Raw genomic sequence first — 16,778 nt, forward strand, 5'->3', positions numbered from 1 at the left:
GTGGCCGTCTCCAGGTCTCCGTGGACAAGCCGGTGATGGACGCGGTGTGGGCCGTGGGCCGTCGCGAAGGAGCTACTCCGTTCATGGTGCTGACGGCGGCGCTCCAGACGCTGCTGCACCGGTACTCCGGGCAGGACGACATCATCGTCGGCACGTCCGCGGCGGGCCGCAACCGTCCGGAGCTGGAAGGGCTCATCGGCTGCTTCCTGAACACGCTCGCCATCCGAGGCGACCTGTCGGGAGCCCCCACCTTCGTGGAGCTGCTGCGCCGGGTGAAGGTGGCGTCGATTGGCGCCTACGCCCACCAGGAGATTCCGTTCGAGCGGCTGGTGGACGAGCTGCGCGTGCCGAGAGACCCGAGCCGCATGCCGCTGGTCCAGGCGATGCTCACGTTCCACAACACGCCGCCCGTCGAGGTCCGCACGCCAGGGCTGGGCGTGAAGATGGTGGAGCTGGACATCGGCGCCACCAAGGTGGACCTGTCGCTGGAGCTGCGTGAGACGCCGCAGGGCCTCACGGGCGCCTTGGAGTACCCAGCGGACCTGTTCGACCTGGCCACGGTGGAGCTGCTGTGGGAGCGCTTCGTCCGGCTGCTCCAGGGCATCGCCGCGAATCCGTCGCAGCGCGTGTCGGAGCTGCCGTTGCTGTCGAACGCGGAGCGCCAGCGGATGCTGGTGGAGTGGAACGACACCCGCGAGCCCTTCGCGGCGGACGCGACGTTGCATGGCTTGTTCGAGGCGCAGGCCGCCCGGACGCCGGACGCGGTGGCGGTGGTGGCCGAGGGCCAGCAGCTCACGTACGCGCGGCTGGACGAACAGGCCAACCAGCTCGCGCACCATCTGCGCACGCTGGGCGTGGGGCCCGAGGTCCGCGTGGGGCTGTGCGCGGAGCGCTCCGTGGAGCTGGTGGTGGGGCTCCTGGGCGTCCTGAAGGCGGGCGGCGCGTTCGTCCCCTTGGACCCCGCGTATCCCACGGCTCGGCTGACGCACATGATGCGGGACGCCGGACTGTCCGTGGTGGTGACGGTGGATGCCATCGCGGATGTGCTCCCCGCGGGCAGCGAGCTGCTCGTCGCGGTGGATGGCGACGAACGCCACATCGCGCGCCATCCGACGGAGTCACCTCGCGTGGGTGTGGTGCCGGAGCAGCTGGCGTACGTCATCTACACGTCCGGCTCCACGGGCACGCCGAAGGGCGTGCTGGTGCCGCATCAGGGCCTCTGCAACACCCTGGGCACCATCATCCGGGCGCATGACGTGCGGCCAGGGCGGCGCGTGCTCCAGGCGGCGGCGCTCGGGTTCGATGCGTCCGTCCTGGAGGTGTTGTCCACGCTGGTGGCCGGTGCGGAGCTGCACCTGGCTCCGCGCGAGTCGCTGCTGCCAGGGGCACCGCTGCGCGCGCTGCTGGAGACGCGCGGCATCACCACGGTGACGCTCACGCCTTCGTCCCTGTCGCAGCTGGAGCCGGAGGGCCTCCCGTTGCTGGAGACGGTCATCTCCGCGGGTGAAGCCTGCTCGCCGGAGCTGGCGCGGCGCTGGAAGCCGGGGCGGAGACTGCTCAACGGCTACGGGCCCACGGAGGCGTCCGTCTGCGCGACGCTCTCCACCGAGCTGGACGTGGAGCGCCCGGACATCGGCCGGCCCATCGCGAACATGCGGGCGTACGTGCTCGACGGATGGGGGCAGCCCGTGCCTCCGGGCGTGCCGGGGGAGCTGTACCTGGGCGGACCGGGCGTGGCGCGTGGATACCTGGGACGGCCGGAGCTGACGGCGGAGCGCTTCGTCCCGGATGCCTTCTCGGGAGCGGCGGGGGCGCGGCTGTACCGCACGGGCGACCGGGTCCGCTTCCTCGCGGACGGGCGCCTGGAGTACCTGGGCCGCACTGACTTCCAGGTGAAGCTGCGTGGCTTCCGCATCGAGCTGGGAGAAGTGGAGGCGGTGCTGCGCCAGCACCCGGACGTGCGTGACGCGGTGGCCCTGATGCGTGAGGACACACCGGGAGCGCGGAGGCTGGTGGGGTACGTCGCGCAAGCCTCCGAGCTCGACGCTTCGGCGCTGCGCTCCTTCATGAAGGAGCGGTTGCCCGACCACCTGGTGCCCGCCGCCTTCGTCGCGCTGGATGCGCTCCCGCTGTCACCCAGCGGGAAGGTGGACCGTGGCGCGTTGCCGGCGCCGGACGCCGCGCGCGGAGGCACAGCGAAGGTGTTCACCGAGCCGCGCACCGAGGCGGAGAAGGCGTTGGCCGCGCTCTGGTCGCAGGTGCTGGGCGTGGAGCGCGTGGGCCTGCACGACAACTTCTTCGAGCTGGGAGGCGACTCCATCCTGGGCATCCAGATTGTCTCCCGAGCCAAGGCCCTGGGGCTGGAGCTGGAGCCGGCCATGCTCTTCGAGCGGCAGACGCTGGTGGAGCTGGCCGCCGCCGCGGGGACGGCGAAGGCAGGCACGGCGGAGCAGGGGCTGGTGGAGGGGCCCGTGCCGCTGACGCCCATGCAGCGCATCTTCTTCGACGAGTGGGCGCTGCCGCAGCCGCACCACTACAACCTGGCCGCGGTGCTGGAGGTGCGCCGCCCGGTGGATGCCGCGCTGTTGGAGGAGGCGCTGCGGACGCTGGTGTCGCACCATGACGCGCTCCGGCTGCGCTTCACGCGGGCGCCGGAAGGCTGGCGCCAATCCATCGCGGGAGTGCCCGAGCGGGTACCCGTGAGGCGCGTGGACCTGTCCTCCGTGCCGGAGGCGGAGCAGGGCGCCGCGTTGGAGTCCGTGGGCGCGGAGGTTCATCAGAGTCTGGACCTGGGCGAGGGCCTGCTGCTGCGCGCGGCCTTGTTCGAGCGCGGCGCGGGCCGGACGTCCCGGCTGCTGCTGGTGGTGCACCACCTGGCGGTGGATGGTGTCTCGCTCCGTCCGCTGCTGGAGGACCTGGAGACGGCGTACTCGCAGTTGGAGCGCGGGGCGCCGGTGTCGCTGCCGCCGAAGACGACGTCCTTCAAGGCGTGGGCGGAGCGGCTGGTGGCGCATGCTCGGACGGACGAGGTGGCGCGCGAGTTGCCGCTCTGGAAGGCCTCGCGTGACGTCCCCTCGCTCCCGGTGGACCTGCCAGGCGGCGACGACACGGTGGGCTCGGAGGCGCTGGTGACGGTGACGCTGGGCGCGGATGAAACGAAGGCGCTGGTGGGCGAGGTGCCCCTGGCGTACCGGGCGCGCGTGGATGAGGTGCTGCTCACGGCGGTGGCACGCGCGGTGTCCCGCTGGACGGGCAGCCGCGACGTGCGGCTGGAGCTGGAGGGGCACGGGCGCGAGGCCCTCTTCGGTGACGTGGACCTGTCTCGCACCGTGGGCTGGTTCACCAGCACCTCGCCGCTGGAGGTGGAGTTGCCGGAGGCGGGAAGCCCAGGCGACGCGCTCCGGACATTGCGGGATGCGCGGCGGCGGTTGCCGGTGAATGGCATGGGCTACGGCTTGCTGCGCTACCTGCGCGAAGACACGGCCCAGACGCTGCGAGCCTCGCCGCGCGCGGAGGTGGGGTTCAACTACCTGGGACAGCTCGACGCGGCGGCTCGGGGCTCGGAGCGCTTCGCCCTCACGGAGGAGCCGAGCGGCGCATGGCATGGCGCGGGAGGCCGCCGACCGCACCGTCTTGAGGTGAATGCCGTGGTGAGCGAGGGCCGACTGAGGGTGGCCTGGGCCTACAGCACGCGCGTCCACCAGCGGGCGACCATCGAAGCCGTGGCAGATGACTTCCTGGCGTCGCTGCGTGAGCTGATGGCGGGCCGGAGTACGCCGGACGCGGCGCGCCGTTCGCCGGGGGACTTCCCGCTCGCGCGCCTGTCGCCCGCGTTCCTGGACCGCCTGCTGCGGCGGTTTCCGGACGTGGAGGACCTGTACCCGCTCACGTCGCTTCAGCAGGGCATGCTGTTCCATGTCGCGCTCGCGCCCCAGGGCTCGGGCGTCTTCCACGAGCAGCTGGCGTGGACGTCACGTGGGAAGGTGGACGTCGCCGCGCTGCGACGCGCGTGGGCGGTGGTCATCGCGCGCAACGCCGTCCTGCGGACGTCCTTCATCCACGAGGGACTCCCGGAGCCGCTCCAGGTGGTTCATGCCAAGGCGGACCTGCCCTGGACGGAGCACGATCTGCGAGCTGTTCCCGCCGAGGCGCAGCGTGCCCGGCTGGAGGCGCTGGTTCGTGAGGACCGTGCGCGTGGCTTCAACCTGGCGCCCGCGCCGCTGGCCCGGATGGAGGTGGTCCGTCTGGCGGAGGAGGAGTACCGCTTCCTCTGGAGCCACCACCACCTGGTGATGGATGGGTGGGGCGTAGGCGTGATGTTGCAGGAGGTCTTCGCCTGCTACGCGGCGCTGACTCAGGGGCGCGACGTCTCCTTGCCTCGCCCCGCGGCCTGGCGCGACTACATGGCGTGGTTGCAGCGGCAGGACCTGTCCCGCGCCGAGGCGTTCTGGCGTGAGGAGCTCGCGGGCTTCACCACGCCAACGCCGCTGCCTGGCGCTCGGGCCGCCGCGCCCGGGATGGAAGCCGCCGTCACGGGTGAGGAGATTCTGTGGCTGTCGCAAGAAGCCACGACCGCGCTTCAGGCCTTCGCACGGCGCAACGCGGTGACGCTCAACACGCTGACGCAAGGCGCGTGGGCGCTGCTCCTGGGCCGCCATGCGGGCCAGGAGGACGTCGTCTTCGGGGCCACCGTCTCCGGGCGCCCCGTGGACCTGCCGGGCGCCGAGTCCATGGTGGGCCTGTTCATCAACTCGCTGCCCATCCGCGTGGACCTGTCGTCCAACGCGCGGGTGGTGCCGTGGCTGCAGAAGCTCCAGGCACGGCAACTGGAGATGCGGAAGTACGAGCACAGTCCGCTGGTCCAGGTGAAGGGCTGGAGTGACATGTCTCGGGGCCTGCCGCTCTTCGAGAGCCTGCTCATCTTCGAGAACTACCCGCTCGACACGTCGCTGGGGCAGGGCGTGCCGGGGCTGGAGGTGGTGGACGTGGAGAGCCATGAGCAGGGCAACCACCCGCTCATCGCCTACGCGGTTCCCGGTGAGAAGCTGCGCTTGAGCCTGGCCTATGCGCCCGAGCTGCATGGCTCGGACGTGGTGGCCGAGTTGCTGGAGCACTGGCGCATGCTGCTGGAGGCCCTGGCCTCTGGCGTGGAGCGGCTCGCCGACGTGACGTTGCCGGGGGACGCCGAGCGGCGTCAGGCCATGACCAAGGCGCGGGTGGCCTCCGCGGAGTACGTCGCCCCCGCGACGCCGGAGGAGCTGGCGCTGGCGGGGATCTGGACGGAGCTGCTCGGCCAGCCGCGCATTGGCGCTCGGGACGACTTCTTCGCCCTGGGCGGACACCCCGAGATGGCCGCGCGGATCGTGGCGCGCGTGCGTGAGGCGTTGGGCGTGGAGCTGCCGCTGACGGCGGTGTTCGAGTCACCCACGCTCGCCGGCATGGCGGAAATGGTGTCCCGGATGGCGGGCTCGATGAAGCGGCTCGCGGATGACGCCATCGCACCGGCGTCGAGGTCACTGGACCCGGCCGCGCTGGACCAACTGTCGGACGAGGAACTGGACGCGCTGCTGGACGCGACCGAGGCGGAGAGCTGAGCCATGGGAAATGAGACAGACAAGAAGCCCACGCTCACGCGCGAGGAGAAGCTCGCGCTGCTCGCGAAGCGGTTGGAGAAGAAGCCCCGGCCCGCGTTGCCGCTGACGTTCTCCCAGCAGCGGATGTGGTTCCTGGAACAGCGCTCACCCGGGCTGCCGGCCTACCACCTGCCGCGGGTCCTGGAGCTGTCCGGCCGCCTGGACGTGGCCGTGCTGGAGCGGAGCCTCCAGGAAGTGGCGCGCCGCCACGAGTCGCTGCGCACGCACTTCGGCGAGGTCTCCGGCACGCCGGTGCAGTTCGTCGACCCCCAGGCACGCCTGCCGTTCACGGTGGAGGGACTGGAAGACGTTCCGGAGGTGGCGCGCGAAGCCGCCGTGCGGCAGCGCATCCAGCTCGAGCTGGCGACCCCGTTCGACCTGTCCCGCGGCCCGCTGGCTCGCGGGGTGCTGCTGCGCGTGGCACCGGAGCGCCACGTGCTCCTGGTGGTGGTGCACCACCTCGTCTCCGACCGTGTGTCCCTGGGCGTGCTCACCCAGGAGGTGGTGGCGCTCTATGACGCCTTTACACAGGGCCTGCCGTCGCCGCTGCCCGCGCTGCCGCTCCAGTACGGGGATTACGCTTCCTGGCAGCGGGGAAGGCTTCGCGGTGACGCGCTCGACGCGCACCTGGAGCTCTGGCGCAATCGGTTGGACGGCGCGCCGCATGAGCTGGAGCTGCCCACGGACCGGCCGCGGCGCTCAGCGACGGGAAGGGCGGAGCAGCGCGGAGCCCTGTTGTCCGTGTCATGGGTGGAGCGGCTCGAGTCCCTGGCACAGGCCGAAGGCGCCACGTTGTTCATGGCCGTGCTCGCCGGGCTCCAGGTCCTGCTTTCACGCTACACCGGGCAGAAGGACCTGCTCATCGGCGCCTCGTCTGCGAACCGGGATCGGCAGGAGACGACAGGGCTGGTGGGCCTCTTCGTCGAGCCGTTGGTCCTGAGAGCGGACCTCACCGGCCGGCCGGGCTTTCGTGAGGTGCTGCGCCGCGCGAAGGCGGACACGACGGAGGCCTTCGCGAACGCGCATGTTCCTTTCGAGCCGCTGCTGAAGGCACTGGGTGTGGAGCAGGACCCGACGCGCACACCGATGGTCCAGGTGCTCGTCGGAGAAGTCGACGCGCCGCCACCGCTTCGCGAGGTGCCGGGGCTGGCCGTGCGTGTGCTCGACGCGGAGGTGTCGAGCACCGACCTGGACCTGACCCTGATGCTGTCCAGAGGCGCTGGTGGCCTTGGGCTGACTGCCACGTACAACGCGGACCTGTACGACGCGGCCACCATCGAAGGACTGTTGGGCCATCTGGAGACGCTGCTCGCTGCGGCGGTGACGTCACCCGACCGGCCGGTGGAGACGCTGGCGATGCTCCGGGCCGAGGAACGGCACCGGTTGCTGGTGACGTGGAACGGCGCGAACGAGCCCTTGCCTCCGGACGCCTGCGCCCATGCGTTGTTCGAAGCGCAGGCCGCGCGGACACCGGACGCCACCGCCGTGGTGTCCGGCGGCGAGTCCGTGACGTATCGCGAGCTGAACGCGCGGGCGAACCTCGTGGCGGCGCGGCTGCGCACGCTCGGCGTGGGCCTGGAGTCCCGAGTGGCCGTGTGCGTGGAGCGCTCGGTCGACTTGCTGGCGGCGTTGCTGGGTGTGCTCAAGGCGGGTGGCGCCTACGTGCCGCTGGACCCGGAGTATCCAGCGGAGCGGCTGGGTTACATGCTGGAGGACAGCGGTGCTCGCGTGGTCGTGGCACGGCAGCCGTACCGCGAGAAGCTGGGCGAGGCTCCGGGGCGGGTGTGGTTGGACGTGGCTTCGCTCACGCCGGACGCGGAGGGGCTGACGCCTGAGCCGGCCGTCGTCGTGCCACCGGAAGCCGCGGCGTACGTGCTCTACACGTCAGGCTCCACGGGGCGGCCGAAGGGCGTGGTGGTGCAGCACCGCTCGCTGGTGAGCTTCATCCGCGCGGAGTGGCAGGCCTGCCCGGTGGCGCCGGGCGACCGGGTGCTCCAGTTCGCGTCCATCAGCTGGGACACGAGCGCGGAGGAGATCTACCCGTGCCTCACGCGCGGCGGCACGCTGGTGCTGCGCACCCCCGAGATGCTGGACGTCCCGGACGTCTTCCTGGCCCGGTGTGAAGCGGCCGGCATCACCCAGCTCAACCTGCCCACGGCCTTCTGGCACGAGGTGACGGCGAGCCTGGATGAAGGCAAGGCGCGTCTGCCCCCGGGCTTGAAGTGGGTCGTCATTGGCGGCGAGCGCGCCATCCCCACGCGGGTGTCGCAGTGGCGGCAACGGGTGGGTCGCGCCGTTCCTCTGCTGAACACGTACGGTCTCACCGAAGTGACGGCGGTGGCCACGGCCGTGGACCTGACCACCGACGCGGAGGACTCCGGGCGCGAGGTGGCCATTGGCCGGCCGCTGACGAATGTCCGCGTCTACGTCCTCGACGGGGAGCTGGAGCCAGTCCCCGCGGGCGTGGTGGGCGAGCTGTACGTCGGTGGCGAAGGTGTGGCGCGCGGCTATCTCAGCCGGCCGGAGCTGACCGCGGAGCGGTTCGTCCCCGCGCCCCAAGGGAACGGGGCGCGGCTGTACCGCACCGGCGACAAGGCGCGTTGGCGGCGGGACGGCGTACTGGAGTACCTGGGCCGGGGTGACTCGCAGGTGAAGGTGCGCGGTCATCGCATCGAGCCCGGTGAGGTGGAGTCGGCGCTGCTCGGGCAGCCGGGCGTGCGCGAGGCGCTGGTCGTGGTGCGCGAGGACGCACCGGGCGACAAGCGACTGGTGGCCTACGTGGTGCCCCGTGATGGGCGCATGCTGGAAGGCGGCGAGGTGCGCGCGGGCCTGGAGTCGCGCCTGCCGCGATTCATGGTGCCGCAGGCGGTGGTGGTGCTGGAGCGGCTCCCGCTGCTTCCGAACGGGAAGGTGGACCGCAAGGCGCTCCCCGCGCCGGAGGCGGTGAGGGAGTCCCGAAGGGAGGCGCACGTCGCGCCTCGCACGCCCGTGGAGCAGATGCTCGCGGGCTTCTGGGCGGAGGTGCTGCGCCTGGAGTCGGTGGGGCTGCACGACAACTTCTTCGAGGTGGGCGGACACTCGCTGCTGGCGATGCAACTGGTCGCGCGGGTCCGTGAAGCCTTCCGGGTGGACCTGCCGCTGCGCGACGTCTTCGAGTCGGCCACGGTGGCGGCGCTCGCGGAGCGGATCTCCAGAGCGGTGGCGACCGCGGGAATTCCGGCGCCTCCGCTGAAGCGGATGGAGCGCGGCGGGACGGCGCCGCTGTCATTCGCGCAACAGCGCCTGTGGTTCCTGGCGCAGCTCGACCCGGCGAATACGTCCTACAACCTCTGGGCGCCCGTGCGCGTGGCGGGGGCGCTGGACGTCGGTGCGCTGGCACGAAGCTTCGAGGCGCTGGTCCGCCGGCATGAGGCGCTGCGCACCACGTTCCGCGCCGAAGGTGGGTCGCCGGTGCAGGTCATCTCCGCGGAGACCCAGGTGCCGCTGGAGGTGGTGGACCTGTCCGGGTTGCCAGAGGGCGAACGCGAGGCCGCGGCGAAGGCTCGGACCGAGGCGGAGGTGGGCCGTCCGTTCCAACTGGAGCAGGGGCCCTTGCTGCGCACGGCGCTGCTCAAGGTGTCCGAACAGGAGCACGTGCTGGTGCTCGTGATGCACCACATCGTGTCGGACTACTGGTCCATGGGCGTCCTCGTGCGGGAGGTGGCCGCGCTCTACGAGGCCTTGTCCCAGGGGCGTCCGGCGCGGTTGCCCGAGCTGTCCGTGCAGTACGCGGACTTCGCGATATGGCAGCGCGATTGGCTCAAGGGGCAGGTGTTGGAGTCGCAGCTCGCGTACTGGCGGAAGCAGCTCGCTGGCGCGCCGCGGGCCTTGGAGCTGCCCACGGACAAACCGCGTCCCGCCGCGCAGACGTTCCGGGGCGCGAACCTCCATGTCCTGTGGCCGAAAGCGCTGTGGCGTGAGGTGGAGTCGCTCGGCCGACGCGAGGGCGCGACGCCCTTCATGGTGTTGCTGGCCGCGTTCCAGACAGTGCTGTCGCGCTACTCGGGCCAGGACGACGTGAGCGTGGGGGCTCCCATCGCGGGGCGTTCGCACTCGGAGACGGAGGGGCTGATTGGCTTCTTCGTCAACACGCTGGTCCTGCGCTCGAAGCTGTCGCCCTCGCTGAGCTTCCGCGCGCTGCTGGGGCAGGTCCGCGAGGTGACGCTGGGCGCGTATGCGCACCAGGACGTGTCATTCGAGAAGCTGGTGGAGGAACTCCAGCCCGAGCGCGACCTGAGCCGCAGCCCGCTGTTCCAGGTGACGCTGACGCTTCAGAACACCCCCGCCGCCGAAGTCCAACTGAAAGGCATCACCCTCAAGGGACTGGCGGCGGAGGAGAAGACGTCGAAGTTCGACCTGTCCCTGGTGGTGGAGGAGGTGCCAGACGGCGTCGTGGCGATGGTGAACTACAACAGCGACCTGTTCGAGGCCGGGACAATGGACCGGATGCTCGGACACTTGAAGGTGCTGTTGGAGGCCGCCGTCGCCGAGCCGGAGAAGCGGCTGGCCGAGTTGCCGCTGATGGGCAGTGAGGAGCAGCAGCGGTTGGTGAAGGAGTGGAGCGGGACGGCTTCTACGTATCCGCGCGATGCGAGCCTGAGTGCGCTCTTCGAGGAGCAGGCGCAGCGGACGCCGGACGCGGTGGCGGTGGAGTACGAGGACCAGCGGCTGACGTACGCGGAGCTGAACCGACGCGCCAACCAGTTGGCACACCACCTGAGGGGCATGGGCGTGGGGCCCGAGGTGCGGGTGGGCTTGTGCGTTGAGCGCTCGCTGGAGTTGGTGGTGAGCGTGCTGGGCATCCTGAAGGCGGGAGGCGTGTACGTGCCTCTCGATGCCAGCTACCCGTTGGAGCGACTGGCGTGGATGAAGCAGGAGGCACGCGTCGCGCTGCTGGTTGCACAGGAGAAGCTGGCGGACGAAGTGGCCGCGGGTGGTGAGTGGGTGGTGTGCGTGGACACGGAGTGGGACACGCAGATTGCCTTGCAGCCGGAGAGCACGCCCGTCGCCAACGTGGGGGGCGGAAACCTGGCGTATGTGATGTTCACGTCGGGAAGCACGGGGAAGCCGAAGGGCGTGGGGGTGCCGCACCGAGCGGTGTCGCGTCTGGTGCTGGGGACGGACTTCGCGCACTTCGGGCCAGAGGAGGTGTGGCTGCAACTGGCGCCCATCTCCTTCGACGCGTCGACGTTGGAGGTGTGGGGCGCGCTGCTGCACGGCGCGAAGCTGGTGGTGTACCCGGCAGGGACGCCGTCGCTGGAGGAGTTGGGCCGCAAGCTGGAAGGCACGGGCATCACGTCGTTGTGGCTGACGGCGGCGCTCTTCGAGCAGATGCAGGCGCGGCAGCCGAAGGCCCTGGCCAGTGTCCGCCAGCTACTCGCGGGTGGCGATGCGCTGCCGGTGTCCCGCGTGAAGGAGCGGCTGGCGGCGGGCGGCGTGCTCATCAACGGGTACGGCCCGACGGAGAACACGACGTTCTCCAGCACGTACCGGATGGAGCGTCCGGAAGAAGTGGGCGCTTCGGTGTCCATCGGCCGTCCAGTGAAGAACACGGTGGCCTACGTGCTGGACGGGGCAATGCGTCCAGTGCCGGTAGGCGTGCCCGGTGAGCTGTACGTGGGCGGAGACGGCCTCGCGGTGGGGTACGTAGGGCGTCCGGAGTTGACGGCGGAGCGCTTCGTACCGAGCCCATACGGTGAGGGAGCGCGGCTGGACCGCACGGGCGACGTGGTGCGGTGGTTGAGGAACGGGACGCTGGAGTTCCTGGGCCGCGCGGACACGCAGGTGAAGGTGCGCGGCTACCGCATCGAGCTGGGCGAAGTGGAAGCGGCGCTGGCCCAGCACAGTGGCGTCAACGAAGCCGTCGTGGTGGCCCGCGAGGACGGAAGCGAAGGCAAGCGGTTGGTGGCCTACGTGACGGCGCAGGAAGGCGCCCTACTGGACGCGGGTGCACTGCGAAGCCACGTGAAGCAGCGGCTGCCGGAGTACATGGTGCCGTCGGTGTATGTGGTGCTGGAGTCGCTGCCGCTGACGCCCAACGGGAAGGTGGACCGCAAGGCGCTGCCCGCCCCGGATGCACAAGGTCCGAAGACGGCGCACTTCGAGGCGCCTCGCACCGCGTCCGAGCAGAAGCTGGCGTCCATCTTCGCCGAGGTGTTGAACGTCGAACGCGTCGGGCTCGACGGAGACTTCTTCGAGCTGGGCGGACACTCACTGCTGGCCACGCAGTTGGTCTCGCGCGTTCGCGAGGCCTTCCACGTCGAATTGCCTCTACGGGACGTCTTTGAGGCGCCCACGGTAGAGAAGCTCGCCCAGCGGCTCGATACGGCAGCGAAAAGCGTACAGGTTCCGCATGTGCCGCCGCCGACGCGAGTCGAGCGAACCGGGCCGTTGCCGCTGTCATTCGCGCAGCAGCGCCTGTGGTTCCTCGACCAGTTGGAGCCGGGCAGCTCGTCCTACAACATCCCTGTCGCCGTGAAGCTGACGGGGACGGTGCGAGTGGACGCGCTGGAGCAAGCCTTCAAGGCGCTGGTGCTCCGGCACGAGTCGCTGCGCACGACCTTCCAGAGCAGCGGTGGCGCGCCGGTTCAGATCATCGCAGCGGAGTCGGAAGTCCAGCTGCGCGCGGTGGACCTGAGTGGCTTGTCCGAGGCTGAAAGAACCCTGGAAGCCCAGCGCCTGATCGCCGAAGAGGCAGCGCTTCCGTTCAGCCTGACGCGCGGACCATTGCTGCGCACGGTATTGCTGAAGCTGTCCGAGCAGGAGCACGTGCTGGTGCTGGTGATGCACCACATCGTGTCGGACGGCTGGTCCATGGGCGTGCTCGTCCGCGAGGTCGCCGCGTTGTATGAGGCGTGCTCGCAGGGCCTGCCGTCGCCGCTGCCGGAGCTTCCGCTGCAGTACGCGGACTACGCGGTGTGGCAGCGCGAGTGGCTCCAGGGAGAGGTCCTGGCGTCACAGCTCGCCTGGTGGAAGGCGCAGCTCCAGGGGGCCTCGCAGGCGCTGGAGTTTCCCACGGACAAGCCGCGTCCCGCGGTGCAGACGTTCCGTGGCGCCAGCCGGGATGTGCAGTGGCCGCGCGACCTGTGGGAGTCGGTCAAGGTGCTCGCGCATCGTGAAGGCGCCACGCCATTCATGGTGCTGCTCGCGGCGTTCCAGACGGTGCTGTCGCGCTACTCGGGGCAGGACGACGTCTGCGTGGGCTCGCCCATCGCCAACCGCACCCGGGCCGAGACGGAGGGGCTGATTGGCTTCTTCATCAACACGCTCGTCCTTCGTGCGCGACTCTCCGGAAACCCCACGTTCCGGGAGCTGTTGGCGCAGGTCCGCGAACGGACGCTCGGCGCGTATGCGCACCAGGACATCCCCTTCGAGCGACTGGTGGAGGAGCTCAAGCCAGAGCGCGACTTGAGCCGCAGCCCACTCTTCCAGGTGATGTTCATCCTGCAGAACACGCCCACCGTGGAGTTGCACCTGCCGGGCCTGACGCTGGCGGGAATGGACGGTGACTCGCGCACGTCGAAGTTCGACCTCACCTTGGAGCTGACCGAGACACCGCAGGGGCTGTCGGTCAGCACCGTGTACAACAGCGACCTCTTCGAGCCCGAGACGATGGACCGGCTGACGGGCCACCTGCGCGTGTTGCTGGAGGCCGCGGTCCAGACGCCGGATGCTCGGTTGGGCGAGCTGCCGCTGCTGGGCACAGAGGAGCAGCGCCGGCTGCTCGTGGAGTGGAACGACACCCGCACCGGCTTCGTTCCCGGCACCATCCAGGCCCTCTTCGAGGCGCAGGCCGCGAAGACGCCTGAAGCGCTCGCGGTCGTCGCGGAAGACTCGCGGCTGACCTACGACGCGCTGAACCGGCGGGCCAACCAACTGGCGCACCACCTGCGTTCGCTGGGCGTCGGTCCGGATGTTCCCGTGGGCTTGTACCTGGACCGCTCGGCCAGTGCCCTGGTGGGCCTGTGGGGCATTCTCAAGGCGGGTGGGGCCTATGTGCCGCTGGACGTCACGTTCCCGGTCGAGCGCATCCGAAGCGTGCTCGCGGACGCGGGGGCCCGGGCGCTGGTCACGCAGGCGGCCCTGGCGGAGGTGCTGCGCTGGGACGCGGGCGGGGTGGTCCGCCTGGATGCGGACGCGTCTTCTCTGTCGGAACGGAGCGAGCGCAACCCGGAGCCCGAGGCGGCGCCGGAGAACCTTGCCTACGTCATCTTCACCTCTGGCTCCACGGGGCGGCCGAAGGGCGTGGCCATCGAGCACCGGCAACTGGTGCATTACGTAGACGGCGTCACGCGCCGGTTGGACCTGCCGGGAGGCGCGTCGTTTGCCTCCGTGTCCACGCTGGCGGCGGACCTGGGACACACCGCTGTCTTCCCGACGCTGTGCCGAGGCGGCGCGCTGCACCTCGTGTCTCGCGAGTGCGCGTCGGACCCGGCCGCCCTGGCCTCGCTCTTCGAGCGCGAGGCCGTGGACTGCCTGAAGATCGTCCCCGCGCACTTGCAGGCGCTCCTGGCCTCTGGGAAGCCTGAGCGGGTATTGCCACGCCAGCGTCTGGTGCTGGGCGGTGACGTCTCGGATTGGGCGCTGATGGACCGGGTGCACGAACTGTCACCGGACCTGGTGGTGTTCAACCACTACGGGCCCTCCGAGACGACCGTGGGTGTACTCACGCTCTTGGTGGAGCGTGGACCGCGGGGCCGTGTATCGGCGTCGGTGCCGCTGGGGCGGCCCATTCCGAACGCGCGCGTCTACGTGCTGGATGCGTACCTGCGCCCGGTGCCCGTGGGGGTTCCGGGGGAGCTGTGCATCAGCGGAAGGACCGTGGGCCGCGGCTACCTGGGCCGGGCGGACCTGACCGCCGAGCGGTTCGTGCCGGATGCGTACTCGGATGAGCCGGGGGCGCGGATGTACCGGACGGGAGACCGGGCTCGGCTGCTCGCGGATGGCCGGGTGGAGTTCCTGGGCCGCATGGACGACCAGCTCAAGGTCCGCGGCTACCGCGTGGAGCTGGGCGAGGTGGAAGCGGCGCTGGAGCGGCACCCCGCGGTGCGTGAGTCGGTCGTGGTGGCTCACGAGCGCGGGACGGAGGGCAAGCGCCTGGTGGGCTACGCCGTGCTGAAGCCGGGCCACACGCTGGAGACCGACGCGCTTCGTGACTTCCTGGGTCAGACGCTGCCCGAGTACATGGTTCCGCAGGCGTTGGTCGTCCTGGAGGCGCTGCCGCTGACGCCCAACGGCAAGGTGGACCGCAAGGCGCTGCCGGCGCCGGACTTCCAGGCCGTGGACACCGAGGCTTTCGTCGCGCCGCGCACGGCCACGGAGACGCTGGTGGCGGGGCTGTTCTCCGAGGTGCTGGGGCTCGACCGTGTTGGGGTCCACAGTGGCTTCTTCGAACTGGGAGGGCACTCGCTGCTGGCGACGCAGGCCATCTCCCGGATTCGTGGCGCCTTCGGTGTCGAGCTGCCACTGCGAGACCTCTTCGAGGCACCCACGGTGGCCGCGCTCGCCGAGCGGGTGGACCGTTGGGTGCGCGCCGGAGCGGGCTTCGCCGCGCCCCCGTTGAAGCCGCGGGCGGGACGGACGAGCGTCCTGCCGCTGTCGTTCGCGCAGCAGCGCTTGTGGTTCCTGGAGCAGCTCGCGCCGGGGAGTGCCTTCTACAACGTGCCGGCGGTGGTGAAGCTGTCGGGGCTGCTCGACGTGCTCGCGCTGGAGCGCAGCTTCGACGCGCTGGTTCGCCGCCATGAATCCCTGCGGACGACCTTCCGCGCCGACGGCGGGACGCCCGTGCAGGTCATCGCGCCCGCGGGGCAGGTGGCGTTCACCGTCGAGGACCTGAGCGGGCTGCCTGAAGCGGAGCAGGAGGCACGGCGCCGAGCGGAAGCAGAGGCACTTCGGCCGTTCGAGCTGGCTCAGGGGCCGTTGCTGCGGACCACGCTGCTTCGGCTCGGCGAGCGGGAGCACGTCCTGGTGCTGATGATGCACCACATCGTGTCCGACGGCTGGTCCATGGGCGTCCTCGTGCGCGAAGTCGCGGCGCTGTATGAGGCCTTCTCCCAGGGCCGTCCATCCTCCTTGCCGGAACTGCCGGTGCAGTACCCGGACTACGCGGTCTGGCAGCGCGAGTGGCTGAAGGGCGAGGTGCTGGAGGCGCAGCTCGGGTATTGGAAGCAACGTCTGGAAGGAGCGCCCGCGGCGCTGGAGCTGCCGACCGACAAGACGAGGCCCGCCGTCCAGACGTATGGCGGAGCTCTGCGGCACGAGGTGTGGCCCAAGGCACTCTGGCGCGACATGGAGGCGCTCGGCCGGCGTGAAGGTGCGACGCCGTTCATGGTGTTGCTGGCGGCGTTCCAGGTGGTGCTGTCCAAGTATGCAGGGCAGGAGGACGTGTGCGTGGGGGCTCCCATCGCGGGGCGCACGCAGGGAGAGACGGAGGGGCTGATCGGCTTCTTCGCGAACATGCTGGTGCTGCGGACGAAGGTGGCTCCGGCGTCGAACTTCCGGGAGCTGCTCGCTCAGGTGCGGGAGGTGACGCTGGGCGCGTATGCGCACCAGGACGTGCCGTTCGAGAAGCTGGTGGAGGAGCTCCAGCCCGAGCGGGACCTGAGCCGGAGTCCGCTGTTCCAGGTGACGCTGACGCTGCAGAACACGCCTGTGACGGAGGTGGCGCTCGGAGAAGGCCTCACGCTTTCCGGCGTGGACTCGGAGGGGCGGACGTCGAAGTTCGACCTGTCCCTGGTGGTGGAGGAGGTGCCGGACGGCGTGGTGGTGGCGGCGAACTACAACACCGATCTGTTCGAAGCAGAGACGGTGCGCCGGCTGCTCCAGCATCTGCGGACCCTGCTGGAGACGGCCATCGCAGGGCCGGAGAAGCGGCTGGTTGATTTGCCTTTGATGGGCAGTGAAGAGCGGCAGCGGTTGGTGAAGGAGTGGAGCGGGACGGCTTCTACGTATCCGCGCGATGCGAGCCTGAGTGCGCTCTTCGAGGAGCAGGTCCAGCGGACGCCAGACGCGGTGGCGGTGGAGTACGAGGACCAGCGACTGACGTACGCGGAGCTGAACCGACGCGCGAACCAGTTGGCACACCACCTGAGGGGCATGGGCGTGGGG

The 16,778-nt window shown here is 70.3% G+C and carries 2 protein-coding genes (1 of these 2 running past the window's edge); both read left to right on the forward strand.

Going from position 1 to position 16,778, the window contains the following annotated elements; all coding sequences use genetic code 11:
* Positions 1-5,594: the 3' portion of a non-ribosomal peptide synthetase/type I polyketide synthase gene (locus tag G4D87_RS02020; RefSeq protein WP_163777895.1), read on the forward strand. Its footprint begins 7,531 nt before the window's first position; 5,594 of the gene's 13,125 nt are visible here — the last part of the coding sequence; its start codon lies off the left edge, out of view; the stop codon is at positions 5,592-5,594.
* Between the two features lie 3 nt (positions 5,595-5,597).
* On the forward strand, positions 5,598-16,778 hold an 11,181-nt coding region (locus G4D87_RS02025), incomplete at its 3' end, for a non-ribosomal peptide synthetase (protein WP_163777898.1).

It is taken from the genome of Myxococcus vastator, assembly GCF_010894475.1.
Lineage (GTDB): Bacteria > Myxococcota > Myxococcia > Myxococcales > Myxococcaceae > Myxococcus > Myxococcus vastator.